The organism is Burkholderia sp. BCC0397 (assembly GCF_902832865.1).
Classification (GTDB): Bacteria; Pseudomonadota; Gammaproteobacteria; order Burkholderiales; family Burkholderiaceae; genus Burkholderia.
Window position 1 is genome coordinate 164336 of record NZ_CADFDL010000007.1, and the last position, 25809, is coordinate 190144.

Genomic DNA, 25809 nt, shown 5'->3' on the forward strand with positions numbered 1-25809 from the left:
TTTTTGGGACTTGACGGCACCATCTTGGCACAAGATAAACTGTATATCCATACAGTGTTATCCCCGCATCATGATATTGCCCCCATTTAGTCCGCCGCGCTTCGACGAGCTGTCGAAATGGTGGAACACGTGCACCTACGCCGAGGTTCATCGCCTTATTCTGGAGGTGCTGCACCTGCGGATTACGCTGAGGGAAATGGATTCGCTCACGGACGATGCCAAACGCATGATCGCGTACCTGGAGCAAGCGGATACGTTGAAATACGCGGCCCCGCTGCGACGCTTGTCGAACAAGATCGACAAAGAGATTACGCGGGCTGGCCGAATAGGCAACCCACGTGCGCCGGTCGCGCCGTTCTCTGACGAGTGGCGGGCACGCGAAGAGATGAAGCGCAGACTGTACGACACGCCCGGCGAGCCAGACCCCGGTTCCGATAAGGCCACCAAGTTGCCGGAGTTTCAGCGGCTGACATGGGCCGAGCTACGCGACGCGTGGAGCGCGACCCCGTTCCAGAAAAACAAGCTGCCGACTCTCGAACAGCGTTTCGTGCTGGAAGTTGTGCATGTCCGCCGAACACTGCGGCTCATGGAAAAAATGGTCTGCGCGGCCGAGCTGGAGTTGAAGAAGAACGGCTATCCGGATTCGTTCGCGCTCGACCAGCTCCGCCGAATGATCGACAGCGCTCGCTTCGACTGAAGCCGGCATTATGACCGGCATCGGCAGCGTTCAAATCTCGGCAAGAAGCGGGAGGAGATCCATCGAAATCAGTCGCGCCTCGATATTGTGTGCCACGGCCAGGTGCTCCTCATTGTCGGCCGAGAACACCTCATCCTTGATGCTGACAAGGATCGTCCCGAGCCGCCTCTTCCCATCTGCGGACAACACGGGAATGATCTCCTGCGCTTCAGGGATCTGTTGCACGGTCAGCTCCACCGGCAGATAGATCATCCATCCGACACCGGGACGATCCTGAAACGCCTGCTTCTCCGAATAACCGTCCGGCGCGGCCGAGATCACGGCCGGCAAAAACTCCTGTGCGGTCTTGACCACAATACTCGCCACAGTATCTTTGTGCTCGATGAACGCCCCGCGAGCTCCGAGCGAGACCGTGTCAGGGAAGTGCCCACCGCACGCGAAGACCTCGACCGATGCGCCAATGGAATCGTCCGTGCTACCGTCCCATATCCCGAGCGACGACGTTTCCTCGCCTCGGTATTCAGTCTCCAGCGCCGTTACCGCCGCGCTACTAGGCTGGCCATCGGCCGCATACACCTCGCCAGCCTGCGCCTCGTCGAGCGTATCGCCCTGCATACGCCACTTCGGACGCGCCAGTTCCGGAGCCGCGGCCGCCATTACATCAACAATTGCGCCGACCTTCGCAAGTGTTTGCGCGAATGCGAACACCTCGATCCCGCCGGCCTTGATGAAGGAATCAATTTTCATGATGGTAGGAAGTTACGGAAAATACTCCGACTCAATCGACATGGTCTTGAACCATACCGCCATTCGCTTATAGGTCAGCGGTCCTTGGAAATAGTACCGTAGCCGCGTTGGTGGGTTCGCCTTGACCCTCAACGCACGCTTGATCGCCTGATCGCGCATGTGGCGAAAGCCCTTGAAGAACTGTTCGGACTTCGGAATAGATCCATCAAGAAACTGGTCGTAGTTCCCCTTCGCTTCCTGCAGCAAACACTCTTGTGGCTTGAATCCGTCAAAATCGATCCCAAGCCACTCCCACTCGTCGCTCCACAGGCAGCTCTCCGCATCGAACGCGAAGCCGGTTACTCGCGCCTGATATCGATAAGCAGGCCAGTTGGCGCCGTGTCGGCTACGCACAAGTTTGCCGGTCTGTTCGGGCGGGCATTTCTTGCAGGGCGCAGTGGAGTCGGACATTGTCCGCGATTCCGTTTTTGCCTTCGCCTGCTCGTCCATCTTGCTAACGTCACCCCGAAGGCTACCTATCCCCGCTACTGCCGCGCCCCCCAGTAATACGCTTCCAATAGCCGACAATGCCGGCCCCGCTTCCGCCGCTGCGGCTGTCACTAGGGGGATTAACGGTGCCGCCATGCGGGACTCCTTTCAAGCTATCGGGATGTTGGGATCGCCAAGTGATCTCTTGGACGTAGACTTGGAAGCGCTCGTCAGCGTCGCGACCGGGCTTCGTCAGCCAAGCCCACGTTGCAGGCTTGTCGTAGAAGCTCGGCGAATACGCCTCGATTTTGAGGAACTGGACGAGGTGATCGCTTTGTTGGATGCCGAGCGTCCGCGCTGCTCGATACGCATCCCAGAGACGATGGTGAAGGTCGATGTCCTGCCCCAGGGTGGGGTCGGCCTTGATCAGATCGCGCCGCACGCCGTCGACGAAATTGCGCGCTTCACCTTCAGCGAGTGCCGACAGGTGCGCCGGGGTGAGATTAAGCGGCATAAGGGTGCGCCCTGAAGAGCTGTCCGTCGATCTCTATCAGCCAATCGAACGTCGGGGAAAAGAATATCGTCAGCTCGGTCGAGCTGAGTGCCGGCGCAAAATGGCGCATCACGCGCGCATCGTAGTAGCGAAGCATCACCGATCGACCGTCCGGAAGCGTACCGTCCAATCTCTCCCGAAGCTCGGCCGCGAGCTGGTTCGGCCCGTACGCGCTGATGACCCAGTTCACCCCATATTCGCTCTGCGCCAACTTCCCGATCCCGCGCCGGCAATCACCGTCGACAGCCGCGAAGTCGAATAGCCAAGGGCCGGCATCCGCGAGCGAGGCGTCCGGTGTTGCATCAAGCAACGCCATTGCCGAATCGCGCGCCCTGCGCGGCTCGGAACCGACCAGCTCGGAATACAACAGACCATCCACAAGCGCAAACAGACGAACCGGCAGGCTCGCCCGCTCCTGCACCGCCGAATAGATATCGTGAATGCCCATCACTGCTCACCCGCGAACGATCATCGCAGCCGCGTTCTTGGCAGCAGCAACCATGCACGAAAGACAGAATCCCTCTGATGGCTTCGGGGCAGCGAGTTCCAGCGCGACCGGACCTCCTGTCGCAGAGAAGCCCATTTTGACGAGTGCATCCGACTCGAAGGACTGAAACATCTCCGACTGCGATGCGATCATGGTCGGGAGCGGACTGCACCCGCATGCGACCTTATCGCCTTCCAGCGCAGCTTGGTGCCCCATCAAATTGCCCGGCCAACGCGGCCCGTCTGCAACGATGACGCCGACACGCTTGCACGCCGGACAAGTTACTTTGGCTCCAACGTAGGTAAGCCCAACCCCTTGGCAACTCATAGTCGGAATGCTGTCGACGACCACCCCGCCGCTGGTCGAATGATCTCCGACACGGAGATAGTTCCGCTTCACACGCAGGCCCTCTCGGTTTCTAATGATCCGACTATTACCCGAGCAACAGGCGGTTGTCGAGAGTCGGAAGGCGACTTGACCAAATGTGACATTTAGCCAATGCGCCTCCCGCCAAACAACCCCGCAGAATTGCGGGGTACGCCATAGGAACGGACCTGCGGCCGAGCCGTCCGCTAGAACAAACCGACCGGCTGCGCCGCGTCGTCCCAACTGAAAATGATCAGCTCGTTTCGCTCGACGCCCCTCCCACCGCCGACCGTGTATTGAATCGGCACGGTCTCGATGTGAAAGCCGTCGAACACGCGCCGAATGTCGGGATGGTCATTGAGGCTCACGATCGCGCGCCCTTTGATCGACCGCAGCCGTTGCGCCATCTTCTCGTACTCGTCGAATGGAAACGCCACGCCGTACCCTTCCGTCTCGTAATACGGCGGGTCCAAGTAGAACAGCGTATGGGGGCGGTCGTATCGATCAATGCAGGCAGCCCAATCCAGCCGCTCGATGAACGCGTTCGCAAGGCGCAGGTGCGCTGCAGACAGTTCCTCCTCGATACGCAGCAGGTTCAGACCGGGCGGCGTAGTTGTCGCCGTGCCGAATGTCTGCCCTTCGAGCTTCGCCCCAAAGCAACTTTTCTGCAGGTAGTAGAACCGCGCAGCACGCTGGATATCGGTGAGCGTTTCCGGGATCGTGTGCTTCAACCACTCGAACACCTGCCGGCTCGTCAACGCCCATTTGAACTGGCGCACGAACTCCTCCAGGTGATGCTGTACGACGCGATACAGGTTGACCAGCTCACCGTTCACGTCGTTGATGACTTCGACCTTGGCCGGCGGCCTCAGAAAGTACAGCGCAGCCCCACCCGCGAACACTTCGACATAGCAGTCGTGTGCCGGGAAACGCGGGATGAGGTGATCTGCCAGACGGCGCTTGCCGCCGATCCAAGGAATGATGGGATTTGCCATTGTGAAAGCCGTTTTTAAACTTGGTGTAGAATCCGGCCCGCCTACGTAGGTAAGCAGGGCCTTGGCTGATTCACTGGCTCAGACAGTGGAAAGGCGACCGGGAGAATGCTCCAACATTCCCCCGGTCGCCCTGTTTCTTTCGAGACCGCTCGGGCCTCGCCGCGCTACTGCGGCAAATTGGTTTGCGCGTCGCCGATCAACGCGTCGTAGCTGCGCTCGCACTGCTGGCCGGCGATGCCCCGCTCGTCAGCGATCTTCGCCAGCTCTCCCGCGCGCTCGTCAGCCCGGCCGAACATGTCGGCAAGCAGATCGAGGGCGTCGCCGGCTGCCGGGCTTCCGGCCGAAGCGCTGGCACGCCGGACGTCGGCAACGAGCACTGCGACCTGCTTGCGCAGGCCGTCAGCAGCAGCATCGGCAGTAGCGGCATCAGCGACCGCCTGATCACGTTTCTTTGCAGCATCGGTTGCGATCCCCTCTTGTGCCGCCAGCCGGTGGCGAATCTCGTTTCGTTCGTTCCGAAGGTCATCGATCTGCCTCGCCTGATCCGCGACCTTCGCGGATTGATCAGCGTCACGGTGTCCCTTGAAGTAACCGCAGGCCGAGCCGGCAATGACGCCGGCAACGACGAGCAGCCAGATACGCGGATCGATCCATGTCATGCGACCACCTCCCCGCCGGCCGCGCGATACGCGGCCAGCAAATGCTCGATGTCGTTCTCATGCTGGCCGTAGCCGGCTCCCGGCAAACTGGCCCATACGTTCGACACCTTGGCGATGGCTTCACGAAACCGTCCCGCGTCGATCAACGGCAAACCGCCTCGATCAGTGTCCCCGCCGTATTGAGGAAGCGGATAATTGATCTGGTGATCGTGGCTACCAGCGCCGGCCGTGTTGCCGTGGTGTGCGTGAAAGCCCTGCGAATCGGTCCAAGCGCCGTGCACGTGATCGCCGACCGCAGCAGCAGAAGCACCGTGCGCGTGCGAGCGATTCTGGCTGTCCTGCCACGTCCCGACTCGCCGGCCGGGATCGGCACCTCGACCTGCATCGGCACATCGGATTCCCTCACCCCGAAACTCCGGAATACGGAACGTGGTAGCTCCGTCGCCAGTCGAGAACGAGCCGAAGTTTCCGTTCCCCCAATCCTTGTCTTCGACCAGCGTGCCGCTACCTTGCGCGTATGCCCATAACGCCGGGTAGTCGGCGCGATTCAGCAACGTACCGTTCAACGTGAGACATCCTGCACGCGGCGCTGTCCGGGACTCGAAAATGATCTGGCCGATCGACGCCGATGCGATCGCGTCGACGACGTACGCTGTCGACGCTGCGTTATTCGACCTGTCACCGGCGGCAGGCGTCGGAACCTGTACCGCACGGTCGAAGATCGTGCCCTTGTTGGCCGTGAATCGTACGTTGACCAGACCGTTGCAGGTCACGCCAAACTCGCCGTCGGCGATGTGGTACAGACCGGTATCCGGCGCACCGTCCTTGTCGAACGTCAGCGACGGATTCTGCGGCGTACCTTCGGACAGGACGATGCGCGCCCCCGGAGCAAACGAGAGCGTGCCCTTCATAGTTCCGCCGACATTGAGATCGAGCGGCGTCAGGTTTCCCGAATGCCAGGCCGGTTTGCCGTTGATACGAAACGATCCGTCCGCCGCGTAGTATTGGAACGACCCGGCGTTGCCGCCCCACCAACCCACCGAAGTCGCATTACCGTAGAAGTACCCGTCTGCCGCCCCGACCTTGATCTGACCTTCGCCAGCCGCCGGCCCCACCGACAACTGACCGCCGATCCTTGTTCCCAAGCCGGTTCCATCGATCGTGACGTACCCGGTATCAAGCGACCACGCAAACGGCCGGTATGTGTTCCACGTGCCGAGCGGATCACCCTTCTTCGTCTGCAGCCAGTACGCCGACATGCCGTCGTGACGCAACAGCACCCCATAGTTAGGATCGGTCGTACGAAGGTGTCCACCGTCAGGCCCCTCCATCCCGGTGATTTGGAGGCCGTTCGCAAACGATGCGCGATAAGCGACCTGCAGCCCGTCCCGCCCGTTGTCCGCCATCGATCCGAGCAACAGTCGGCCCTCAGGCGTGAATCGACCACGCTCGACGCCGTTGGTTAAGAACGCAATCAAACCCGGCGAGCCGAGCGTCAAATTGTTGCCGAGCATGACGACGTACGGCACGCCGTTCGCCCCGAGCTGCAGATGGCCATCTGCCGGCGAGAACATGCCCGTATCGGGATCGCCATCGAACGCATACCCGACGTTTTTCGGATTGTTGCCAGCGATCGCACCGGGCTTCCCGAGCAGCGCCCCCGACACCGCACCGCCCGACTTGTCCAGCTTCCCGCTCCCGAGACCCGCGACGACCTTGTCGGCCGCATCCGCACGGTCTTTGAGGTATCGCGTCCGGTTGCCAAGTTGCTTGAGTGCGATGTTGTCGACACCGTCCGGGCCACCCTGCACCGGGTCTTCCGTCTCGAACTGGCGAATCCCCGGCTCCCACTTACTCTCTTCCTTCAAATCGGCCATGTTCCGATTACCCCTCGCGTATATTGACCATTGCGCGTCGCGCGTCCGTTATGCCGGATCGCAACCTCCGAAAAATCGAGCCACGCCAGCGCACTGCGGGCCGGCGCGTAGCGTTCGATAGCCCGCTTCAGGTTTTCCCCCTGATCCCGCGTCACCGGTTGCCGCAGCGTCACGATGTACTCGGCCCAAGCAGTCGAGCCGCCGTACCGGTATCGGCCGTTCCGCTTGAACGATCCGTCGCGGCGCTTGATCTGACGCCCCTCCTGAATATCGATCTCGCCGAACCCGAGCCGCCGCACGATCTCGCGAATCGCCCACGGCGTACCCTTGCGCTGGTAGATCGCCAGCGATGACTTGATCAGTGCGCGTCGCGCGTCTTCGGACTCCGCCAGCTCCCATCCGTCGACCGCGAGCGACCACGCGAGCCACGGCAGAAATGCAACCGGGCACCGATCCGCATCCCAGAGCGTGCGGATCACGTCAGGGTCAACGCTCGGGCGCATTACCTCCGCGAGCGCTGCCTCAAGGCTCGTCTGGTTTGTCGGCAGCAATGCTTCAGTCGTCATCGTTCACCTTTGGATTGAGCACGATCGACGTGCAGCGTGCGAACTCGTCAATCGCACACACGACATCGGCCGCAGGGAATTGCAGATCGACCCGCACGACGCCCGATTCCTTCGGATGCAGCGCCCCGGCTATCGCCGACCTCGGCATACCGACCCGCAATCCCCCACCTGCCGCAACAGCGATATCGAGATCCTGCCGTCGCGCAGCGAGCACAACGCCCGGATCAGGCCCCCGGCCGATGTAGACGTCAGCGACGATCGAGTAATTGACCGGTCGTGCCGGTACGACAAGCAGCGTGTCGTTGAGCGGCCGACGATCCTCTGGCGTAAGCGCGCGGCGCACTGTGTCGAGCAGCGCAGCACTTGCGATCCCGTCGTTCGAATACGACTTCACGACCACGCGCACAACACCCGGCTCGGGACGGTCGACGCGCGCGTCCGCGACATCCGCTGACGCGTCCATCGCGAGCGATCGATACGAGCCGAACGGCCCAGCCGTCGACGCCCGCTCGATCCCCATCTGGGTGCGCAGTCGCAAGCGCTCGTCGCGCTCGTACGTGACCGGAATCGGCGGGTGCGCCTCCGGATCTCCGGGATCGACGATCTCTTTCTTCAGGTTCCAGAGCGCCGCGAGGTGTTCGAGATCCGCCCCCGTTGCATAGGCCAGCAGCACGGCACGTCCGGCATCGTTGACACGCGCCCGAAACCGGATTTCTTCGTACGCGGCCAGCTCCAGCAGCTTCACGACCGGGTCGGATTCGAGCGCTGCGGTCCAATCCGGATAGATGCTTTTGAAGTGCTCCAGCTTGCGCTGATACACCTCCTCGAAGTCGAGCGTTTCGACGAGATCCGGCGGATCAAGCGCGGAAAGATCGATCACGGTCATATCGTCACCTCGAATACAACATCGTCGCCGTTGTACTGCCCGGCGATCCGAAAAGTTACTTTGCCGTCCACGACAGACAGCGCCTTCACGCTATCCAGTGCAATACGCGGCTCCCACCGTCCGATCGCACGCGCGGCTTCGGCCTGTGCCGCCGATATCCATCCGCGCGTGATCGGTAGGTCGACCATCGCAGGGATATCCGAGCCGTAATCGGGCCGCTGGCGACGGGTTCCCTTGCGCGTGCTCAGAATGTCCGCGATGCTCTGCACCAGATGCTCGACTCCGCCGATCAGTCGGCCCGTGCGGCGACACATACCGACCAGCGCGACCATCACCGCGCCTTCGTCGGAATGCGCTTGAAGCACTCGCGCGATTCGAGATATGCGATGTGCTCGGGCTCCGTCACCTCCGTTTTGCCGGCCAGCACGGCAACGTGTGAGCCGTCCGGAAACACGATCACGCGGCTGCGGAATTCGGTATCAATGAATGTCACGGGAGCCGCCGCCCCGCCTTGCTGTGCGTCTTTCGCCATAAACGCCTCCACAAATGAAAAACCCCGCACAGGGCGAGGCAAAGTAACTTTTGTTTAGAATTTCTCCGCACATCCGCACGGAGCCTACGCATGACCACACAACGCAGAACGACAATCAAGCGACGTACCAAGAAACCTGAAGCAACACGGAGCGATTCGATTGCTCATAAATTTCTTGCAGTGCTATCGTCGATTTGGCCGTATATCAACGCATTCCTGAAGCATCAATTTGTGCTAGTCGTAGTCGGATTCCTGCTTACCGGTTTACTCGCGACGCATCTCACCGAGAAGATCAACGACGAGCGCCGACAGCGAGAAGCGACGATCCACGACTACGATCAACTACGGTCCGCTATCGATGATCTACTCTCCTCGTTCGAGCTTTATGCTGCCGCGTCGAAGCATGCGATGCTTACACTTCAATCTCGGCCTACAGATGCAGTTCGCATGCAGTCGTACAAGGACTATCAGGCTGCTTATGCAACATGGATTCAACGTCAATCCTTTGACTACGTCTCGATTAATCAACGCTTCATACACGGCGAAACCGCGAGCACGATTAGCAAAATTGGCAGCCTTATGAAAATTGGTACCGAGCAGTTGGACAACTGCTTTCAGTCGTATTTCAACAACGCGGTACCACGCCAAGAAAATGGGCGAGCTAGTCTCGTCTGTTCCGCCAAACAGCCACAGGAGCCATTCACCATTGGATCAAGGCTATTCGCGATCCGGATGTGCATGGATTTTTTTGCGAGAGACATCAGGCTGCATCCTCTTTTCGACCTCAAAGGAGACGAAGCCCGAAATGCTGCAACCGCAATTCGACTCGATGGGATCGATTCCGTTTGCTCACCCGAGCGATTGGTCGGCCTCAAAATGCCACTGCGCGTTCTGCCCCGCAATATTCCGGAAGGCTCTAAACGGGCGGACTGACCAGCTCGCCATCACCTAGCTCACGGTGCCTGTGCTTCGTGAGCGACTTACCGCCGGCAACAACGTCGTCGGTATATTCAGCGCCACCCGCGATCTTCATCGCGACACCGCCCCCCTCGCCCGGCTTGCCCTGCATGCCGCCGTTGAACGTCAGCAGTTGTTCGGTCGTCGTGTTCCCCGTGAACGTAGAGTCCGGCACGTCCGCTAGCAACTTCGCGCTGCGCAGCATTGCGCCGTCCGCCTTCAACTCGAACTCCGTGCCACCGATGCGGAACACGATCCGACCACCGGCCGGCACCGACAGCACGTATTCATGGCTCGCATGGTTGTACTGCTCGAATGCGCCGTCCGGGAAGTCGGTCGCGGTCTCATCAGGACTCGACCGCCCGGACCCGCCGTGCTGCTCCGTGTAGTAGCCGGGCGCGACGAACGCACCGGCTAGATCGCCGGACGGTGCCCACAGGGCGACCTCTTCGTCGACGGACGGCGGACGCCAATGCCGAACCTTGCCGGCGGCACCGGCCTGCCATTTGAGCCAGTCGCTTACCCAATCGCCGACGCGGACTTTCACGCGTGGCGGGTCGTACGTGATCGCCTCCACGACCGCGGACTGCGTCAGGCACGCCATACGGCGATCCATCTCGCCAAGCTCGAAGTCGCTCATACGTCACCCCGCCCCTGTTCCGCTGGATTCCAGTAGTGGTCTTCGTGCCCCGGCCCCGTCTCCGGATCGACACCCCACACCACCGCACGCCCCTTCGTCGGCGGCTCGTACGCATCGCCCAGGTCGAATTCGTGCACCCACTCGACAAGCCAAACGAGATACGTATCCAGCTCGGGCCGAAACGGATCTTCACCGGCCGATCCGACCTGCTTGCCGGGCGTCATCGGCAGCCCCCATGTCGCGCCGTGCACCCGTGTACGTCATCGCGCCGAGCGCATCTTCGATCGCGTCCTGCACCTCGACGCACTTCTGGCGAATCTCGGTGGTCGCGGTCGACAGTTCGAACGGAATGACCGTCTGGTCGATACCGAAGTACTTCAGCAGATCGATCAGCACCGTCTTGCCGTCCGCGTCGAGCACTGCGCCCTTGATTGCGCCGATGCGGTGGAATTCGTGCGTCGCATCGAGCTGCTTACGCATCTTCGCGAGTCGGCGATTCACGACGGTCTGCAGCGCCTCCAGCTCCGTTTCGGAACCGAACGCACGCAGATTCGCGATCTCGTCGGCCATGATCACCGCGCGCTGCGGCAGATGCACCGTGTTGAACGGGATCATGTTGCGCTTGCTGCCCGCGACAACAGCGGCGGGGGCACCGCGCTGGCCAGACGCGACGAGCGACAGCGTGTCGCCGTCGCGCTCGATCTGGATCGTCGTCGTGGTGATGCCGTCCTCTTCGAACAGCCCGAGCGTGCCGATCCGGCCGGGAACATACGGCTGCTCGTTGATCGCAGCACTCAGGGACGACAGCGAAAACGCGTCGTCTTGAAACAGGGCGATATCCGCCATACAACCTCCGACATGAAAATGGATACAAAAAAGGCCACGCGGTCGGCGTGGCCTTGAATGGGGTGTGATGCGATCAGCGGACGATCACGTGTCGCTCGGCGAGATCCCCGCGACCGGCTGCATCGAGCCCCGTGAGCAGCCCGCCAGCGACTTCAGCCAACCGAACGACACCCGTCGCCGGTCGCGGCGCTTCGGACGCAGCCAGCGGCGCGTAGAGCACCGCTGCGGCGACTTCAGAACCGTCGTTCGCGGCGTTGTCGTACGGCGCGTATTCGCCGGTACTGGTCACGCCGAGCACCTGCCCGGCCGGCAGCGCCGGACCTGCCTTCACGATGATCCGCTCGCGCGAGATCTGCCCGTTACCCTCCGACACGAGAAATTCGGCCGGCAGCACCCCTTGTTGCTTCACATTCGACATGAGTTTTCCCCTCCTCGGGTTACGTCAAAGTTACTTGCCGCTCTTGCGAGCCGCGTAGATCGACGCCGCACGCGGCGCATTCGCGACCACGGGGGCGTCTTGCGACGCAACCGGGGCAGCACGATGGTTGATCGGCTTCTGCGAGGCCGTCACGCGCTCGAACAGCCGCGCTCGGACCTGATCGGGCGACAGGCCATCCGAGACAAAACCGGCCGTCAGTTCGGTCAGGCTCGCGGCCAGACAGATGCCCGCGATGTCCTGTGCGTTGCGGATGGCCGCGTCGACTGTCGCGCGATCCCGCAGGCCGGTCGCCAGCACGATGCCTTCGGCGCAATGCTCGATGCGCGCGTCACGGCATTCCGACGTACAAGGAAGGCGGCGGTCGATTCGCTGCATATGACGCTGTCGCCGACTACCTCGACCAAATGTCTGCCGAAGCGCGACGCATGGCAGCCTAATCCCCAAGTTACTTTGGAGTATCCAATTGAATCCAATTAGCGAAGAAGAAGCCCGCTATCGAGCGCTCGAACTGCTCAGAACACATTTCGACGGTATGTCGCTCGGCAACATCAAATATGTTCTTCGTCAGGCTGAAGGCTGGCTGAACGGGCAACTCGTCCTCGATTGCTCTACGAACGATTTTCGGACAGCATCTGCAGAATGCGCTCGCGCGATTGGGAAATAAGTCTCACTGCCTCGGGAAGGTAATAACCCGACGTTGTGTTTGTGTCCCTCTCACCCTGTATCAACTTCGCAAGAATCAGCACCTGCGTTACCAGCAAAGTATCAAGCTTGTCTTGTTCCATAAGGTCGCCTCTCGTCGAATGTCGGTTATAGCGGCAACCCGCATCCGCATTCTAACGAGAGGAGTACCCCACTCAATCGTTGTCCGCTGCAGCCACCCTCTCCTGCCCTTTCTTCGCCACCTGATCCGGCCGCAGGTTGGTGTACCGCTTCAGGTTACGCCAATCCTTGTGGCCGGTAACGGCAGCCACCTCCGGAATATCCCACCCGCCCTCGAAGAGCGCACTCGTCGCTTCGTGCCGCAGATCGTGCAGCCGAAGGTCGACGATGCCCTTGTCGACGCAGGCCAGCTTGAAATACTTGCTCGCCGTGCTCTTGTCGAACCGGAAAATGTACTCGTTCGGATGCGGCTCGATCTTCGGGTCCGCCTTGCGCTTCGCCTCGTATGCCGGTGGCACTGGATATCGCGCCTGACGCAGCAACACTTCGAGCGAGTCGCCGATCAGCGGCACCCACTCGTCGTTGCCCTTCTTCTGTCGCGGGTGTTTGCGATCGCGGACAAGCGCGAGCCGTCGCTCGACGTCGAGATCCGACCACGTCAACCGAAATAGCTCGCCACGCCGGAATGCGCTTTTCATCGCCACGCGGATGACATCCGGCACCGCCTGTTCGCGCTCTGGATGTTCCGCAAACCACTCGAAGATCTTCACGATCTCTTCACGAGTCGGCCGCCGATCGCGGTGCTTCCCCGGCCCGATGAGCTGCAGGTGATCGAGGGTCGGCCGCGCAATACTCGGAGCGTGCGGCAACCGCAGGTCGAGCAGCGAGGCCATGTGTTTGTACACCGTCCCGAGCTTGGATATGTCCATGTCGATCGTGTACTGCCCTGCACCCTCTTTCTTTCGCTCCTGGGCAAACTTGACCAGCCGCTTGGTCGATAGCTTCGCCGCCACCTCATCATCAAAGTGACTTTCGAGCCGCTTGAGCATGTAGTCTTCGTTCGACTTCTCGGCGACCGGCCGGCCGGAATCGTTGCGAGCGTTTCGATACAAGCGCACCAGCTCGCCGACCGTGATCGTCTGCTCGTCGACGGCGGCTTGCCCCTTGTCGATACCGCCCTCGATCTCTCGCGCCCATGCTTCGGCCGCGCCCTTGGTTCGAAACGTCTTTGCTATACTCTGTCCCCGCCGGCGGACTTGAGCACGCCAGCGGTCGCCGATCTTGAGGATCGAAGCCATGAAACACCCCGTTTGTGGACTGTAGCAATGCGTCATCCACATACGCTGCTACAGGGTCGATTTGTAGCAGAATTGTAGCAGGCGGGGCGTTAAACTATGCTTCACAACCCGTCATTTCGCGTCATGCGCGGAAAGACGAAAATCCCGGAAAGGCACACGGGACAAGGCTAAGAGTCTGATTCACAAGGGTTGAGTCTATCCCGCTCAAACTATCCGCTCCCCGTAGTTCAATGGATAGAACAAGCGCCTCCTAAGCGCTAGATACAGGTTCGATTCCTGTCGGGGGGACCAGAGAACCCCCAAAGTTTCACCAGCTTCGCCACATAAACCCCGTCACGCTTGGCTGTGCGGGGTTTTTTGTTGCAAACTTCCACCAGCGACCACCAGTGGAAACAACCCCCGAATTGGGGTTCTTTTGGGGGCTTCGCAAAACACCCCCTCTAGACAACCCCCGAGGCTCCAGCACATGGCGCTCACCGACCTCAAGGTCCGCACCTCCAAGCCAGCGGAGAAGCAGCAGAAGCTTTACGACGGCGGCGGACTGCTGCTCCTGATCACGCCGGCCGGCGGGAAACGTTGGATTTTTAAATACCGCATCGACGGCAAAGAGAAGAGCCTGGCGCTCGGTACATACCCAGACGTATCGCTCGCCGAAGCGCGCGGTCGACGTGATAGCGCGCGCGAAAAGCTCGCCGCAGGCCTCGATCCGAGCGAAGCCAAGAAAGCCGACAAGCGGGCTGCACAACGGGCCGCCGCCAACTCGTTCGAAATCGTTGCGCGCGAGTGGTTTGAGACTCAGCGCGGTGGATGGTCCGAGGTGTATGCAGGCAAGGTCATCAATTGCCTCGAAGTCGACGTGTTTCCTCGACTCGGCCGTCGCCCTATTGCTAGCATCGATGCGCCCGAGTTGCTTGCGATCATCCGCACCGTCGAATCTCGAGGCGTTCGTGAGACGGCCAAGCGAGTACTGCAGCGCTCGCGCGCCGTGTTCCAGTACGGCATCATGACCGGCCGCTGTACTCGAAATCCGGCGGCCGACATCGACGCCGAAACGGTTTTGAAGAAGAGCGCCGGCGTCCAGCATATGGCTCGAGTGAAAGCTACCGAGATCCCGCAGCTCATGCGCGACATTGACGAATATTCCGGCGATCTAGTCACGCGACTCGCCTTGCGATTCATGGCGCTGACGTTCGTACGGACAAAAGAAATGATCCAGGCCGAGTGGCCAGAGATCGATGTCGATGTTGCGGAGTGGCGGGTGCCAGCGGAGCGCATGAAAATGCGCGATCCGCACATTGTGCCGCTTTCTCGGCAGGCCCTCGATGTGCTCACCGAGCTCCGCGCGATCAATGGCCAGCATCGGTTCGTGTTCTATAGCGTACAAGGCCGCAGCCACATCTCAAACAATACGATGCTGTATGCCCTGTACAGGATGGGTTATAAATCACGCATGACCGGGCATGGATTCCGTGGCCTCGCCGCGACGGCGCTACGCGAACTGGGATACAGCCGCGACGTCGTCGAGCGCCAGATGGCGCACGCAGAACGCAACCAGGTAACGGCAGCCTACGTTCATGCTGAATACGTGCCTGAACGCCGTAAGATGATGCAGCATTGGGCTGACCGTCTTGATGAACTGCGGGCGGGCGCTGCCGTTATCCCAATCACGTCAGCAATGACCTAAATCTGCCATATGCATTCGGTGCGCAGCAAGAAGACTCGCGAATCCGATCCAAACTACTGGGCGGAGTGCCACCTCCCGACCGTGGTCGCAAGCCACGTCTCCGAATTGGCGCGCGTCGGAACCCCGCGCTCCGGCCTATTGGTGGAGCGCGCGCGTCGCTTCCGATCATTCTGGGAGAAAAATCCGGACGAAGACGATCAACTGAAACGGCAATGGCTGGCCCTTGAGCGAGCTGCTCACTCCCCCGATCGACTTCTTACACTCTTTCTGGTGATGCCAGATAACGCGGAGCGCAATCCGTTTCCGCTATTAACTGGCGCTCGAAAGCGTGGATCTCGTGATCTTTCGGTAGCCGAAGAGCGTCAGATCTATAGCGATCTCGCGATTCAGGTCCGCGACATCCGCACCTTTCTCTTTTCCGGCGCACACAAAAATTTCCGCAACCTCCTGCGGGACGCCGTAGCCACCGGAGGAGACGCGCACGAAGAAGCCGTAAAGTTCCGCGCTTCTAGTAGCGACCTACGAATGGCGCTATTTCATCTTGAGAGGTTACTCGACCTTATCGATCCTGCAGCCAAGTACCCATATGGTCAGCCGGACGGCGCGGATGCCGCGATTCAAGCCTATGTCGCCGTAGTGGCGTCGCTAAACTCCCATTTATCTAAGCCTAGGCACGCAGCACTCGCGTACATAGCCCAGGTAAATAACCCGCTGACCCCTGTCACAAGTGACGCACTCCGCAAGGCTTGGGACCGAACGCGGACAAAAATGCCGGCAAATAATTGATTTGTGTCCGCGCCGGAGATTTCGCGGCGCGTGGATATGACAATAATCGGGAACCATGTTCAACAACCTTTTACGAGGTTACAACATGGTTGCCAAGGCACCGTCACTTCAACCCAATGCCGGCCCGCTCAATCCGACACCCCAAGGGCTCCCGCTCGACGGTTACTCCCGCTGGGCGGATCTGAGTCGCTTGGTCCCGCTCTCTCGAGAATCCATCCGTCTGCGTGAGAACGCTGGCCGCTTCCCGCGTCGCGTTCAACTAGGTTCGCAGCGTTGCATTGCATGGCCGAATCGCGAAATTCACCGCTGGCTCGCCGATCCGTCGAACTACCGGGTGGAGGGCTAAGCAATGAAAAAAGAAAACGCCCGACCCAGCAAAGCCGAATCGAGCGCCGTCGAACAGCGCGAGTTTACCGCACTCATCCTCAATGAGTCACGCAGCGAGCCCCGTGTCGACAGTCGAATCCTCGCCCAGCATTTGGAGAATTCTCATCAACACGTGCGTGAGTTGCTCGAGAGCTATTCGAGTGACTTCGAAGCGCTGGGGGTTTTCCGGTTTGAAACCGGGAAACCGCCCCGCGGCTCGCTCGGTGGCCGCCCCGAGCGCTACGCGCTGCTGAACGAAGACCAGTGCTATTTGTTGCTGACCTACAGCCGGAACACCGATCGCGTGCGTGCGTTGAAATTGCGGCTGGTGATCGCGTTCCGCGACGCCAGGAGCCGTCAGGCTCTCCACGACGGGGTGTATCTGCCGAGCTACCACGCTCTGCACGATGAGGTAGCCGAGATGGCCCGGCGAGCGCAAGAGGCCGGGAGCGTGGCTGGCGACGAAGTGTTCCACTGCAACGTCAACAAGCTTGCCAACAAGGTTTGCGGCTTGCGAGCCGGCGAACGCCGATCGTTGAATCCAACCAAGCGGGCAATTCTAACGGCAACGCAGGAGGTGATCCGCGCATCGCTGCGCCGGTCAATGGCCGCTGGCGACGATCACCGCTGCGCATACCGTGCGGCGAAGCAGGCTGCCGAGGAGTACGCCTCTATGGCCGGCCGTCTTCTCGGGGGGGTGTGATGACCTCATCCACCGAATTTCTGGACATTCGACGCTCCGATTCGGAACGCCTCCGCGTAACGGTCGGTGAATACCGCGGCCGCATGCTCATCGATCTCCGGATATGGTTCGCCGCTGAACACGGCGAATGGAAACCGGGCCGCGCCGGCGTCTCGCTGCGCCCCGACCAAGTTGGCGAAGTCATGCAGGCGCTCCGCTTGGCTGCACAAGCGGCAGATCCGGCAGGGTTGCGCTGATGGCAAATCACAAGAAATCAATCTTGACGCATAGGGCTTTTGGGCCTATCTTGTGCATCAGCGGCTGCGCTCTCGCGCGGCCCACCACAGCCGAGAGGATCCGAAAAATGACGCACCCGTTCTGGGAGGCCTTGTGCCGCCCTATCTCCCATGCGATATACCCCACCGACTCCCAGCGATCTGGAGCAGTTGAAGCAAACCCTGCAGCTCAGCAGCGCGCAGATGGCGGATCTGTTCGGCGTGCAGGGTGGGCGGCAATGGCGGAAGTACACGGGCGGAGAGGCTCCACGCGAAGTCAGTCCGCACATTTTGTTCTTCGCGATGGCTCGGCTCGAGCTGGATGCGAAGACGCTCGACCGAATCTTGAACCGGATGCGCGACGTCGGCGCGACGATCGAGCTGGACGGCGAGTAACTGTCGGCGGCACGTTCGCTGCCGCGGCCCCGAATGCCCTCACCCGGTCGGCTGACCCATTCGACCTTATCCCGAACGCCTGGCGCACCGGTCGGCAAGCAAAGCCGACGCTGACCGTCAGCCCGGATCTGTTTGCGATTGCCGGCACCCGTGCTGCTGAACACTGGCTGGCGACTCATCCCACGTCGCGCCCGAACCAATGGTGTCGGTCGACGTTCGACAATCTCGTCGCCGGCCTCGGCCGTATCCCCGCCTACGCAGATTGCCTCGCGGCTTTCGAACGCTCGTTCAAGCGTCGCATCGAAGCTGCCTCCCACACCGACCGTAAAGCTGCGGAGGTGCGCGCATGAACTCGTCAATTCTCGAAATTGTCCGCGCATCGCTGCGCGATTCGGCTGGAGTCGAACAGGCCCTTACCGCCGGCCTGCAATTTCCCCTCTTCGTTCGTGCTGGATCTCGAGCAGCTGAGCTTTGGCTCGGGCAGTCAGCGCGGAGCATGGCCGATTTCCGTGATCACCGCTTCGCGTACCTGTTGGCCGGTCTGGAACCGGCACCGACCGATGAGGACCGCCGTACTGCTTTCAATGCCGCCTTCGCACGCCGCATTGCTTCCGCAATCGTTCATGGAGAGGTGTCGCATGGCTAATGTGGACCGAGCACATCCGGCGGCACCGTTTGCATCGACCGCCATCCAGCAACTCGAGCAACTCGAAGCGATGTTCCATGCGATCCGCAGTGAGCTCGAATCCGGCTGCTACGCGTATCAATTGGCAAATCTGGGGCAAGAGATTGCAAGCGGCTACGTAGCCGCGATGGGGAAAATCGCACAGATGGAGGTTCACCATGTCTAAGCGGCAACCTGACGCAGCCGGATTGCTCGCATTTTTTTGGGGGCGGTTGGATACGAATACGGCGTCCGACGATGATCTGATGTATCTGTCCGGGGCGGCAGACGAAGCAGCAAACGCGGCCTTCAAACTCAGCGCACACATCGCTGACGTTGCCGGCCTAATTGACGGCGACCGCGGCATCGATGGCAAGCCGCAATGTGGATCTCTTCAAGATGCAGATCAGACAGCATTGCTCTATCGCATCTCCGACGAGGTCGAGGCGATCGCACGCATGGCTCATATCGGAAGCGAATCAGAATCCATTTTGCGCTTTCGACTGATGGAAAAACTCGAGACCAGCAATTCCCGTCGTATCCGGACCGCTGAGCAGTCCTCAACGCTCGAGGAGGTTTGATGGGCGTTTATGCAGACGAAGAACGCATCCGCGCGGCACTAAGCCATGTGCCGGCGGGTGACCGCGACACTTGGGTCCAGATGGGCATGGCTATCAAGGCCGAGCTCGGCGAAGCCGGATTCGATTTGTGGGACGACTGGTCACGTTCTGCATCGAGCTACAGCGAGGCCGATGCGAAATCGGTCTGGAAATCGTTTCGCTCAGGCGGAATCACGATCGCCAGCCTGTTCAAGCGAGCGATCGAGCATGGCTACCGTGAAAGCGCACCCACGACCGCGCTGTCGGCCGACGAGCGCGAGCGCCGCCGAGTTGAGCGCGATCGCGAAGCGGCTGCCGCGGCCGAGCTCCGCCAACACGCCCAGGCTGACGCGGCCGCCAATGCACGCAACCTCTGGGAGAGGGCCGAGACCGTTCGCGCGGATCACGCCTACGTCCGCGCGAAGCGGATCAAGTCATACGGAGCGAAGCAACTGCGCGATCAGCTCGTCGTCATGCTGCAGGACATTGACGGCGAGCACCACTCCGCGCAATACATCCAGGCGGATGGTCACAAGACCTTCCAAGCAGGCGGCCGAATCAGCGGGTGCTTCGTTGCGGTCAGTGCCGGAGTCAAGCCGAATGTCAAGGCACCGCTGCTGATCTGCGAGGGCTATGCGACGGCCTGCTCACTTCACGAAGCAACTGGCTACCCTGTCGCTGCGGCTATGAACGCCGGCAACCTGCCGAACGTCGCGCGCGCCTGGCGCGAAAAACATCCTAAGCTGCCCATCGTGCTCTGTGCGGATGACGACACGGAGACGGCCGGTAATCCGGGCATGAACAAGGCAACCGAGGCAGCGCGCGCGATCGGCGCTTTATTGGCCGTGCCTGACTTCGGTAAAGACCGCCCTGACCACGCATCGGATTTCAATGACCTGCACTGCCTCGCCGGGCTCGAGGCGGTGCGACGCTGCGTCGACGCGGCGACTGCGCCGGAAGATGCCACCGCCCCGAAGAAGCGCACTGCGCCGACCGTCAACCTGTCCTGCGCAGCCGACATTGTGCCGGAGCCGATTCACTGGCTCTGGCCTGGCTGGCTGCCTGCCGGCAAGCTCTCGATCCTCGCCGGGCAACCTGGGTGCGGAAAGACGACCATCGCCATTTCGCTGTCGTCTGCCATCTCCAACGGCGCAGAGTGGCCGGACGGTGCGCGCTGCAATGCGCCGGGGAACGTTTTGATCTGGACCGGCGAAGACGGACTCGCGGATACGCTCGTTCCTCGCCTCATGACGGCCGGCGCCGATCTCAGGCGCGTGTTCTTCGTGGAATCGATCACGGATGAGGCGGGCGCGCTCCAACCATTCGATCCGAGCCGCGACGTTCCCATTCTCGCCGAGCGTATCGAGCAGATCGGCGGTGCGAGCATGCTTGTCGTCGATCCGATAATCAGTGTGGTCGCCGGCGACTCTCACAAGTCCGGCGACGTTCGGAAATCACTTCAGCCGCTGATCGACCTCGGGGCCGCCCACCGATGTGCAATCCTCGGTATCACGCACTTCTCGAAGGGCTCGAAGGGCTCATCGCCGACTGAACGCATTCTTGGCTCGCAGGCATTCGGCGCCGCTGCGCGGATGATTCTTGTGGCCGGCAAGGATGACGCGTCCGACCGCCGAATCTTCGCCAAGTCGAAATGCAATATCGCCGGCGATTCCGGGGGATTCGAGTATGCGATCGAAACGCTCGACGCTCAAGACGGTCTCGCATCAAGCCGAATCGCATGGGGCGAGCCTCTCGATGGCTCGGCTCGCGAGATCCTCCGCGAACTGGAGGCCGACGACCAGGGCCCCGACGAGCAGAACGAGCGCGAATCGAAGTTCGAGCGGGCGCGTTGCATGCTTTACGAATGGCTAACGCCTTTCATGAGCACCAAGGAGATGAAAGCGGCGGCCCAGGCCGAAGGCGTGAGCTGGCGCATGGTGGAAGCGGCCAAGGCCGCCGAGGTGAAGGCCGGCAATAAAATCCGAGCCGTGAAGCATGGCAAGGATTGGGGATGGATTTGGGATAATCACGACGCCAAGTACGGTGATTCAACTCCGCACTTTCAGCTCGTCTCAAGTCCGCAAGGGATTCAACTCCGCAAAGACGATTGCGGAGTTGAATCCCTTATCCGGCAGGGCTCAGACGCCAAGTCCGCAACTCCGCAGTCGGTTGACGGAGTTGCCGACATTGTCGCCACAAGTCCGCAATCCACCGTCAACTCCGCACACTCAGGAAATCATTGCGGAGTTGCGGACTTGACCGCAAACCCTTACCCATCAAGGGAATCAACTCCGCAATCAAGTCCGCAACTTGAGACAGGCTGCGGACTTGACGGTGACGTCGCGGCGGCGGCCGAACTGGAGGACGACGTATGAGCATTGTTGCGATTTTGAGCAAAGCCAGATCGCTGGGCATACGTCTGAGCGTCGCGGGAGACGTTGTCAAAATGAAGGGGCCGCCCGATGCGATCGCGGCAATCAAGCCCGAGATCGCCGCGCGCAAGCCGGAGATCATGGCGTACCTGCTTGCCGCTACGGACGGCGGTCAGCAAATCCCGGCCGACTGCATTGGTGCGCTGTGCTCTTCGGATGGCGGCCTGTATTTGCCGTGGATGCCCGCCCTCGAGCCGGAACAGCTGCAATCGATGCAGCGGGAGCTACTCGATGTCGTCGACGAGCTTGCGCGGCTTGAGCGCTGGCCCGACGATGACTACGACATCATCGTTGAAGCAGTCGAGCGCCAACCTCCCTCAACGTTGCGCCCGGATCTTGCACACTTCCGTGAGCGGCTTCGGGTTGCTCGACTCGAAGCGGAAGCCAGGCAAGCAGCGAGCCGGCGGGCATGGAGGTTCGATCGATGATCGCCATCAATACGAGCCGTCACGACCGGCAACGAGGGAAAGATTCGTCAATTTGACGACATGGGATCATATTTGGCTGCGGCAGAGCTCTGCTCGCCGCGACTTACGACCAGAGGGGTAAATGATGATCGATGGCTTGATAAGTGGCCGCCTCTACGGCGAAGCCCAGATCGGGACAGGACAGAATGGAAAGCGGTACGTGACGTGCAAGGTGCGCGCCACTGCTGGTGACGGCGAATCGCTATTTGTGAATGTGATTGCCTTCAACGACGAGGTACAGACAGCGCTGCTCGCTCTCGGAGACACGGATAGCGTATCGCTTTCGGGCGCGCTCACGCCGAAGGTCTGGACCGATAAGAACGGGCTCGTGAAGCCGGCACTCGATATGGTTGCTCACGGGCTTTTGACGGCGTACCACGTGCAGCACAAGCGGAAGGCCATTCATCCGCCCGCATCAGGCGGGCACGCGGCGGTCGGCACGGACGACGACCTTTGAGGGAAAAATGAATTTCTACACGCTCAACGAGGCCGCCACGGAGATCGCTGCGGCGCTCTATCCTGCCGATGCTGACGACGACAGCAACGATCCGCGTGGCGATGTCCAGCGGCGCTACCTCGCCGCACTTCAGAACGCAGTCTGCGAAAACGAGATCGTCTATCGCGAGCCGGATGGCAGGCTGCCTATCAGGCAAGAAGGCATCGCCGCCTACATGACCTCGCACTGGTGCGTCGTCAGCGTTGCAGATCTCAATGCGTGGTTGCAGGCGAAGGGGGTTGGAATTCAGGTTCCATCCGCCCAGAACGATTCCGAAATCGTGGAGCAATCCGCGGACGCGGCCCAAGGCGGCGACGGCGCTGAATCCGAATGGCCGACCAGCGCCCAACTGGCGGATGCACTCGGCCCCTATCTGGTAGCTGGTCGCGACGGCGAATGGCTGAAACGTCGGTTGAACGATGCAGATCGATACGCTGAGCTTGTGAAATTCAGGCGGAAAAAAGGAAAAAGGCCTGTCGCCAGATGGAACGTCGGCGGTGTGACCGTCTACCTGCGCTCGCTGAATGAATTGACCTGGAAGGGCGCAAAAGCTGCACTAGAAAAGCACTATCCCGATTCGCTGCCCGTGCTCGACGGTCTCGGGCAGAGCGATGATATTGCGCCTGAACAATGGTTCCCCATCCCTCGCGATTAACCGCAGCGCTCCCCCTCCCCTGCATTACACACTGCGGTGGCCATACGGTCACCGTACGGTCGCGCTGACCGACCACCGTAACTACAGTGTCCTCAACATCTTGCGACCGCCTCACGCGGGCGCCCAGACCGAGAGGACTCTATGCCACGCCCCCACCAGTCCGGCATCGCCGCCCAGGCGACGCCCAATCTGAGCATCGACGCTGAGACGATCAGCAATCTGCGCGAGCTGCTCGACCAACGCAAGAAACTCGACGACGCTGTCAATGTTGCCCCGTCGGAAATCAAATTCCTCGAGGACGAACTCTCGAATCTTCGCCAACAAATGGCGGCCCTCGATGCCGAAGTGGTGCTCGTCGACGAAGCGCAGCTTCCCGCGAAGCAGAAACAGATCAAGGTGCTGGACGGCGTCATCGCAGAGAAAGATTTCGCCGTACGTCGAGCGAAGGCGCGTATCGATACGCTCGAAGCACTGGCGCCGGGCCTCGACGAAAAAATCGAGATCGCCATTGGCTTCGTCCGCGTCGAGGCCAGTATCGCTTCGCAGTCGCTGCGATCCGACATTGCCGAAGAGCTGCGCGACAAGGTCCACGAACTGCAACTGATTTACGCGAAGGTTCGAGCACTTAATGGTCTCGTGCGAGATGACCGCACGTCCGACTTCCTGCAGAGCGCACTCATTCCCGATCTCGATCATTGCATGCGTGTCACTACGCGCTCCGGTACCTACGAAGCGTCCACCAACTTACTGGAGCTCAGAAGCGACGACACCGCAGCAGCGGAGACGCTGATTTCCGAAGCAATGCGACCGATCACAGATGTGTTGGCGCTCGCGCGGAAGCACCGCCCGTATGTGCCACTCGCCAAGCGCCCCGCCCCGTATGTCCGCAAGGGTGCGTGGGACGGCCCCGGCGGCCGCGTCGATCGACCGGAGGGGCCCGAGGAACCGCCGGCGCGCATGAAGACGATCGAAGAGGCACTCGCCGAGCCGTACGAAATCAAGGGCGATTCCAGTGGTTTCCGGACGTGGAAGCAAGCTCAGGAAATGAACATGACTGCTGCGATCACCGACGCGCAGCAGTCAGCCGAGCAGTGAGGGTTGAACGATGAACAAGACCCCGAATTCGATTTCGGCTGCTCGAACTGAAGCGATGAACAAGCGTATCTCCGCACATCCAAACACCTATGTGATCACCGAGAACAGACGCAAAGGCCTTGTCACGGTCAGAACGGCCAGCGGGATCCACATCGCGACTATGCGAAGAAGTGCCGCAATCAGAGATGGACTGATTGACGCGGACAGCAGCCCCCCACGAAACAGCCGCCGGCGTTGAGTGCGAAGCCCCAGCTGGCGGTGGGTCAAAACTCCAGCGCTGTCGACGTTCATGGAAGCGGGCACCCTTCCGGGCCTTTCGGCCGGCCAACCCCGCGGCGGGCGGCAGTAATCCCTTAGGAACGACCACACGCTATCGAATGAAAGGAGAAGTCTTATGGAAACGAAGGACTACGAAGAAAAATCGAATTCTGAAGAAAACGGCGACGCGCTGCTGTACGCCGAAGACGGCCAGACGGATCACGCCCAGCGCTGTGTTTTGCGCACCGGCGATCGCTGTAACGGCAATGCGGCAAAGCCCGATGCTGACGAATCACAGCCGACCACGAACGCTGCGGAGTAACTCATGTACGGAACCGACCAAGCTACAGCAGTCTCGGCTATGCCGACGCCGGCGCCCGCCGGCACTCCCGGTTATTTCACGAGCGGCAACCCGACCACCGGACAGGCCGCAACGATCCTCGACGCTGACTGGCTCAACATGGTTCAGCAAGAGTTGCTGAACGTGCTGACGGCCGCCGGAATCACGCCGAGCAAGACGAACTACAGCCAAATCGCCGCCGCAATTCAAACGTTGCTCGGCGAGCAACCGGGTCGTGTCCTCCGCACGTCGGTCTACGCGAACGTCGGCGGCGTTCAATATGTGTCCGTCGACGGCGGCGCGCCGACCACGACAGGCGCATCGTCGTGGACCGCCCTCCCCGGCACGACCTCCATCGAATACGAAGGTTGCGGTGCTGGTGCGGGCAGCAGCGGTGCCGGTGGTCAGGGTCCGAGCACCATCGGTCTGGGCGCCTCGGGCGGCAGCGGTGCATGGGGTAAGGGGAGATTGACCTCCGGCTTCAGCGGCACGCAGACGATCGCAATTGGCGTCGGAGGTACTGCAGGCACTGCGGCACCGACGAACGGCGGAAACGGCTCCGCGACCACGTTCGGGACACTGGCTTCGTGGCCTGGCGGCCAGCCGTCGTCGTTCGTGAACGGCGTGACAACCCCTGCGGTCGTCGGCGCTGGCGCGGGTGCGGCTGCGCCGACCGGTTGCAACCTGTTTGGGAGCGGCGGGAATGCGGCTGAGTCGGGGGTTTTCGCATCGACGTCGGCCGGCGTGAGCGGGAAAGGCGGTGATACGCCGTATGGCGCCGGCGGCGCGTCCGTGGCCGCGGGGAGCGCCGGTCAAGCCGGGACCGGATATGGTTCGGGCGCGAGTGGTGCCGCGGTGGGCGGATCCGGTGCGGGGCAGCCGGGCGCCATCGGTCGAAACGGCATTCTGATCGTCACCGAACGTAGCTGAGGTGAATC

At 61.0% G+C, this 25809-nt stretch carries 33 protein-coding genes, 1 tRNA gene and 3 pseudogenes; 21 read left to right on the forward strand and 16 right to left on the reverse strand.

All coding sequences use genetic code 11. The features are described from left to right. The first annotated feature begins 70 nt into the window (after positions 1-70). Complete coding sequence (locus HWX03_RS22080) at positions 71-697, forward strand: hypothetical protein (RefSeq protein ID WP_175872670.1); 627 nt, start codon at positions 71-73, stop codon at positions 695-697. A 30-nt stretch (positions 698-727) separates the two neighbouring features. On the opposite strand, the gene HWX03_RS36995 is transcribed toward HWX03_RS22080, so the two are convergent. Continuing rightward, on the reverse strand, positions 728-1444 hold the full coding sequence (locus HWX03_RS36995) for an Imm52 family immunity protein (protein WP_244132742.1): 717 nt from the start codon (positions 1442-1444) through the stop codon (positions 728-730). 12 nt (positions 1445-1456) lie between these two features. Continuing rightward, positions 1457-2068, reverse strand: coding sequence for a restriction endonuclease fold toxin 5 domain-containing protein (locus tag HWX03_RS22090; protein ID WP_074800580.1), 612 nt, complete (start codon positions 2066-2068; stop codon positions 1457-1459). A 61-nt stretch (positions 2069-2129) separates the two neighbouring features. Here HWX03_RS22090 and HWX03_RS22095 point away from each other — a divergent pair, with 61 nt between their 5' ends. Further along, positions 2130-2441, forward strand: a complete 312-nt coding sequence (locus HWX03_RS22095) for a hypothetical protein (RefSeq protein ID WP_175872671.1) — start codon at positions 2130-2132, stop codon at positions 2439-2441. Here HWX03_RS22095 and HWX03_RS22100 read toward each other — a convergent pair. From HWX03_RS22100 to HWX03_RS22140, 8 genes are all read right to left on the reverse strand, one after another. Then, a complete protein-coding gene (locus HWX03_RS22100) occupies positions 2416-2913 on the reverse strand; it encodes a DUF4123 domain-containing protein (protein WP_175872672.1) in 498 nt (165 codons plus the stop codon). The two genes, HWX03_RS22095 and HWX03_RS22100, sit on opposite strands and share 26 nt — an antisense overlap. Before the next feature lie 611 nt (positions 2914-3524). Next, on the reverse strand, positions 3525-4313 hold the full coding sequence (locus HWX03_RS22110; protein WP_175872673.1) for a DNA adenine methylase: 789 nt from the start codon (positions 4311-4313) through the stop codon (positions 3525-3527). A gap of 164 nt (positions 4314-4477) precedes the next feature. Continuing rightward, a complete protein-coding gene (locus tag HWX03_RS22115; protein ID WP_175872674.1) occupies positions 4478-4972 on the reverse strand; it encodes a DUF2514 family protein in 495 nt (164 codons plus the stop codon). Then, entirely contained in the window at positions 4969-6849 is a 1881-nt protein-coding gene (locus tag HWX03_RS37000) for a tail fiber protein (protein WP_244132743.1), read from the reverse strand. Before HWX03_RS37000 ends, HWX03_RS22115 begins: the two co-directional genes overlap by 4 nt. Continuing rightward, complete coding sequence (locus HWX03_RS22125) at positions 6837-7415, reverse strand: phage tail protein I (protein ID WP_124632623.1); 579 nt, start codon at positions 7413-7415, stop codon at positions 6837-6839. Before HWX03_RS22125 ends, HWX03_RS37000 begins: the two co-directional genes overlap by 13 nt. Next, positions 7405-8301 (reverse strand): baseplate J/gp47 family protein, encoded by an 897-nt coding sequence (locus HWX03_RS22130; RefSeq protein ID WP_175872675.1) that lies wholly within the window; start codon positions 8299-8301, stop codon positions 7405-7407. The genes HWX03_RS22125 and HWX03_RS22130 overlap by 11 nt, the downstream gene beginning before the upstream one ends. Further along, complete coding sequence (locus tag HWX03_RS22135; protein WP_175872791.1) at positions 8298-8633, reverse strand: GPW/gp25 family protein; 336 nt, start codon at positions 8631-8633, stop codon at positions 8298-8300. Before HWX03_RS22135 ends, HWX03_RS22130 begins: the two co-directional genes overlap by 4 nt. Next, positions 8633-8794: a hypothetical protein gene (locus tag HWX03_RS22140; RefSeq protein ID WP_229290837.1), complete on the reverse strand. Its 162-nt coding sequence runs from the start codon at positions 8792-8794 to the stop codon at positions 8633-8635. The genes HWX03_RS22135 and HWX03_RS22140 overlap by 1 nt, the downstream gene beginning before the upstream one ends. Positions 8795-8923: 129 nt before the next feature. On the opposite strand from HWX03_RS22140, the gene HWX03_RS22145 reads away from it, so the two are divergent. Beyond that, complete coding sequence (locus HWX03_RS22145) at positions 8924-9766, forward strand: hypothetical protein (protein ID WP_175872676.1); 843 nt, start codon at positions 8924-8926, stop codon at positions 9764-9766. On the opposite strand, the gene HWX03_RS22150 is transcribed toward HWX03_RS22145, so the two are convergent. From HWX03_RS22150 to HWX03_RS22170, 5 genes and pseudogenes are all read right to left on the reverse strand, one after another. Beyond that, a complete protein-coding gene (locus HWX03_RS22150; RefSeq protein ID WP_175872677.1) occupies positions 9750-10430 on the reverse strand; it encodes a phage baseplate assembly protein V in 681 nt (226 codons plus the stop codon). The genes HWX03_RS22145 and HWX03_RS22150 overlap by 17 nt on opposite strands. Continuing rightward, a pseudogene (locus HWX03_RS22155) lies at positions 10427-10681 on the reverse strand (hypothetical protein); the annotation flags it as partial. The pseudogene HWX03_RS22155 and the gene HWX03_RS22150, both read right to left, overlap by 4 nt. A gap of 1 nt (position 10682) precedes the next feature. Beyond that, positions 10683-11276, reverse strand: a pseudogene (locus HWX03_RS22160) (major capsid protein); the annotation flags it as partial. Positions 11277-11349: 73 nt separating this feature from the next. Then, a complete protein-coding gene (locus HWX03_RS22165; protein ID WP_059463537.1) occupies positions 11350-11694 on the reverse strand; it encodes a head decoration protein in 345 nt (114 codons plus the stop codon). Positions 11695-11724: 30 nt separating this feature from the next. Beyond that, positions 11725-12048, reverse strand: a pseudogene (locus tag HWX03_RS22170) (Clp protease ClpP); the annotation flags it as partial. Positions 12049-12178: 130 nt separating this feature from the next. Between HWX03_RS22170 and HWX03_RS22175 the strand changes: the two are divergent. Further along, complete coding sequence (locus HWX03_RS22175; protein ID WP_175749781.1) at positions 12179-12379, forward strand: hypothetical protein; 201 nt, start codon at positions 12179-12181, stop codon at positions 12377-12379. 193 nt (positions 12380-12572) lie between these two features. Here HWX03_RS22175 and HWX03_RS22180 read toward each other — a convergent pair whose 3' ends face one another. Continuing rightward, the gene (locus tag HWX03_RS22180; protein ID WP_175749782.1) at positions 12573-13718 is read right to left on the reverse strand and encodes a site-specific integrase; all 1146 of its coding nucleotides are present in this window, start codon (positions 13716-13718) and stop codon (positions 12573-12575) included. Positions 13719-13892: 174 nt separating this feature from the next. Here HWX03_RS22180 and HWX03_RS22185 point away from each other — a divergent pair. The 17 genes from HWX03_RS22185 to HWX03_RS22265 all read left to right on the forward strand — a co-directional run bounded on the left by HWX03_RS22185 (position 13893) and on the right by HWX03_RS22265 (position 25801). After that, positions 13893-13967 (forward strand) — tRNA-Arg (locus tag HWX03_RS22185). Between the two features lie 175 nt (positions 13968-14142). Next, on the forward strand, positions 14143-15360 hold the full coding sequence (locus HWX03_RS22190) for an integrase arm-type DNA-binding domain-containing protein (RefSeq protein ID WP_175872678.1): 1218 nt from the start codon (positions 14143-14145) through the stop codon (positions 15358-15360). 18 nt (positions 15361-15378) lie between these two features. After that, on the forward strand, positions 15379-16146 hold the full coding sequence (locus HWX03_RS22195) for a hypothetical protein (protein WP_175872679.1): 768 nt from the start codon (positions 15379-15381) through the stop codon (positions 16144-16146). An 85-nt stretch (positions 16147-16231) separates the two neighbouring features. Beyond that, positions 16232-16492: an AlpA family phage regulatory protein gene (locus HWX03_RS22200; protein ID WP_175872792.1), complete on the forward strand. Its 261-nt coding sequence runs from the start codon at positions 16232-16234 to the stop codon at positions 16490-16492. Positions 16493-16495: 3 nt separating this feature from the next. Continuing rightward, positions 16496-17215 (forward strand): Rha family transcriptional regulator, encoded by a 720-nt coding sequence (locus tag HWX03_RS22205; protein WP_175872680.1) that lies wholly within the window; start codon positions 16496-16498, stop codon positions 17213-17215. Then, positions 17215-17451 carry a transcriptional coactivator p15/PC4 family protein gene (locus tag HWX03_RS22210; protein WP_043291418.1) on the forward strand — a complete coding sequence of 79 codons (237 nt, stop codon included), beginning with the start codon at positions 17215-17217 and terminating at the stop codon, positions 17449-17451. Before HWX03_RS22205 ends, HWX03_RS22210 begins: the two co-directional genes overlap by 1 nt. Before the next feature lie 150 nt (positions 17452-17601). After that, positions 17602-17865 carry an XRE family transcriptional regulator gene (locus HWX03_RS22215; protein WP_175872681.1) on the forward strand — a complete coding sequence of 88 codons (264 nt, stop codon included), beginning with the start codon at positions 17602-17604 and terminating at the stop codon, positions 17863-17865. Positions 17866-18211: 346 nt separating this feature from the next. Further along, entirely contained in the window at positions 18212-18511 is a 300-nt protein-coding gene (locus HWX03_RS22220; RefSeq protein WP_244132746.1) for a hypothetical protein, read from the forward strand. Continuing rightward, positions 18504-18716: a hypothetical protein gene (locus tag HWX03_RS22225; protein ID WP_175872682.1), complete on the forward strand. Its 213-nt coding sequence runs from the start codon at positions 18504-18506 to the stop codon at positions 18714-18716. The genes HWX03_RS22220 and HWX03_RS22225 overlap by 8 nt, the downstream gene beginning before the upstream one ends. After that, positions 18709-19110, forward strand: a complete 402-nt coding sequence (locus HWX03_RS22230) for a hypothetical protein (RefSeq protein WP_175872683.1) — start codon at positions 18709-18711, stop codon at positions 19108-19110. Before HWX03_RS22225 ends, HWX03_RS22230 begins: the two co-directional genes overlap by 8 nt. Beyond that, positions 19110-21503, forward strand: a complete 2394-nt coding sequence (locus HWX03_RS22235; protein ID WP_175872684.1) for an AAA family ATPase — start codon at positions 19110-19112, stop codon at positions 21501-21503. Before HWX03_RS22230 ends, HWX03_RS22235 begins: the two co-directional genes overlap by 1 nt. Then, positions 21500-21988, forward strand: a complete 489-nt coding sequence (locus HWX03_RS22240; RefSeq protein ID WP_175872685.1) for a hypothetical protein — start codon at positions 21500-21502, stop codon at positions 21986-21988. Before HWX03_RS22235 ends, HWX03_RS22240 begins: the two co-directional genes overlap by 4 nt. Positions 21989-22112: 124 nt before the next feature. Next, on the forward strand, positions 22113-22484 hold the full coding sequence (locus HWX03_RS22245) for a single-stranded DNA-binding protein (RefSeq protein WP_175872794.1): 372 nt from the start codon (positions 22113-22115) through the stop codon (positions 22482-22484). Between the two features lie 7 nt (positions 22485-22491). Further along, positions 22492-23178 (forward strand): hypothetical protein, encoded by a 687-nt coding sequence (locus HWX03_RS22250; protein WP_175872686.1) that lies wholly within the window; start codon positions 22492-22494, stop codon positions 23176-23178. Between the two features lie 141 nt (positions 23179-23319). Next, positions 23320-24273, forward strand: a complete 954-nt coding sequence (locus HWX03_RS22255) for a hypothetical protein (protein ID WP_175872687.1) — start codon at positions 23320-23322, stop codon at positions 24271-24273. A 394-nt stretch (positions 24274-24667) separates the two neighbouring features. After that, positions 24668-24853: a hypothetical protein gene (locus HWX03_RS22260; RefSeq protein ID WP_175872688.1), complete on the forward strand. Its 186-nt coding sequence runs from the start codon at positions 24668-24670 to the stop codon at positions 24851-24853. A gap of 3 nt (positions 24854-24856) precedes the next feature. Beyond that, on the forward strand, positions 24857-25801 hold the full coding sequence (locus HWX03_RS22265; protein ID WP_175872689.1) for a hypothetical protein: 945 nt from the start codon (positions 24857-24859) through the stop codon (positions 25799-25801). Positions 25802-25809: the final 8 nt, after the last annotated feature.

Bases quoted from the DNA above. Each gene is read 5' to 3' on its own strand.
- HWX03_RS22080 (WP_175872670.1), top strand. From the start codon at position 71: ATGATATTGCCCCCATTTAGTCCGCCGCGCTTCGACGAGCTGTCGAAA.
- HWX03_RS36995 (WP_244132742.1), bottom strand. From the start codon at position 1,444: ATGAAAATTGATTCCTTCATCAAGGCCGGCGGGATCGAGGTGTTCGCA.
- HWX03_RS22090 (WP_074800580.1), bottom strand. From the start codon at position 2,068: ATGGCGGCACCGTTAATCCCCCTAGTGACAGCCGCAGCGGCGGAAGCG.
- HWX03_RS22100 (WP_175872672.1), bottom strand. From the start codon at position 2,913: ATGGGCATTCACGATATCTATTCGGCGGTGCAGGAGCGGGCGAGCCTG.
- HWX03_RS22110 (WP_175872673.1), bottom strand. From the start codon at position 4,313: ATGGCAAATCCCATCATTCCTTGGATCGGCGGCAAGCGCCGTCTGGCA.
- HWX03_RS22115 (WP_175872674.1), bottom strand. From the start codon at position 4,972: ATGACATGGATCGATCCGCGTATCTGGCTGCTCGTCGTTGCCGGCGTC.
- HWX03_RS37000 (WP_244132743.1), bottom strand. From the start codon at position 6,849: ATGGCCGATTTGAAGGAAGAGAGTAAGTGGGAGCCGGGGATTCGCCAG.
- HWX03_RS22125 (WP_124632623.1), bottom strand. From the start codon at position 7,415: ATGACGACTGAAGCATTGCTGCCGACAAACCAGACGAGCCTTGAGGCA.
- HWX03_RS22130 (WP_175872675.1), bottom strand. From the start codon at position 8,301: ATGACCGTGATCGATCTTTCCGCGCTTGATCCGCCGGATCTCGTCGAA.
- HWX03_RS22135 (WP_175872791.1), bottom strand. From the start codon at position 8,633: ATGGTCGCGCTGGTCGGTATGTGTCGCCGCACGGGCCGACTGATCGGC.
- HWX03_RS22145 (WP_175872676.1), top strand. From the start codon at position 8,924: ATGACCACACAACGCAGAACGACAATCAAGCGACGTACCAAGAAACCT.
- HWX03_RS22150 (WP_175872677.1), bottom strand. From the start codon at position 10,430: ATGAGCGACTTCGAGCTTGGCGAGATGGATCGCCGTATGGCGTGCCTG.
- HWX03_RS22165 (WP_059463537.1), bottom strand. From the start codon at position 11,694: ATGTCGAATGTGAAGCAACAAGGGGTGCTGCCGGCCGAATTTCTCGTG.
- HWX03_RS22180 (WP_175749782.1), bottom strand. From the start codon at position 13,718: ATGTGGATGACGCATTGCTACAGTCCACAAACGGGGTGTTTCATGGCT.
- HWX03_RS22190 (WP_175872678.1), top strand. From the start codon at position 14,143: ATGGCGCTCACCGACCTCAAGGTCCGCACCTCCAAGCCAGCGGAGAAG.
- HWX03_RS22200 (WP_175872792.1), top strand. From the start codon at position 16,232: ATGGTTGCCAAGGCACCGTCACTTCAACCCAATGCCGGCCCGCTCAAT.
- HWX03_RS22205 (WP_175872680.1), top strand. From the start codon at position 16,496: ATGAAAAAAGAAAACGCCCGACCCAGCAAAGCCGAATCGAGCGCCGTC.
- HWX03_RS22210 (WP_043291418.1), top strand. From the start codon at position 17,215: ATGACCTCATCCACCGAATTTCTGGACATTCGACGCTCCGATTCGGAA.
- HWX03_RS22215 (WP_175872681.1), top strand. From the start codon at position 17,602: ATGCGATATACCCCACCGACTCCCAGCGATCTGGAGCAGTTGAAGCAA.
- HWX03_RS22220 (WP_244132746.1), top strand. From the start codon at position 18,212: ATGAACTCGTCAATTCTCGAAATTGTCCGCGCATCGCTGCGCGATTCG.
- HWX03_RS22225 (WP_175872682.1), top strand. From the start codon at position 18,504: ATGGCTAATGTGGACCGAGCACATCCGGCGGCACCGTTTGCATCGACC.
- HWX03_RS22230 (WP_175872683.1), top strand. From the start codon at position 18,709: ATGTCTAAGCGGCAACCTGACGCAGCCGGATTGCTCGCATTTTTTTGG.
- HWX03_RS22235 (WP_175872684.1), top strand. From the start codon at position 19,110: ATGGGCGTTTATGCAGACGAAGAACGCATCCGCGCGGCACTAAGCCAT.
- HWX03_RS22240 (WP_175872685.1), top strand. From the start codon at position 21,500: ATGAGCATTGTTGCGATTTTGAGCAAAGCCAGATCGCTGGGCATACGT.
- HWX03_RS22245 (WP_175872794.1), top strand. From the start codon at position 22,113: ATGATCGATGGCTTGATAAGTGGCCGCCTCTACGGCGAAGCCCAGATC.
- HWX03_RS22250 (WP_175872686.1), top strand. From the start codon at position 22,492: ATGAATTTCTACACGCTCAACGAGGCCGCCACGGAGATCGCTGCGGCG.
- HWX03_RS22255 (WP_175872687.1), top strand. From the start codon at position 23,320: ATGCCACGCCCCCACCAGTCCGGCATCGCCGCCCAGGCGACGCCCAAT.
- HWX03_RS22260 (WP_175872688.1), top strand. From the start codon at position 24,668: ATGGAAACGAAGGACTACGAAGAAAAATCGAATTCTGAAGAAAACGGC.
- HWX03_RS22265 (WP_175872689.1), top strand. From the start codon at position 24,857: ATGTACGGAACCGACCAAGCTACAGCAGTCTCGGCTATGCCGACGCCG.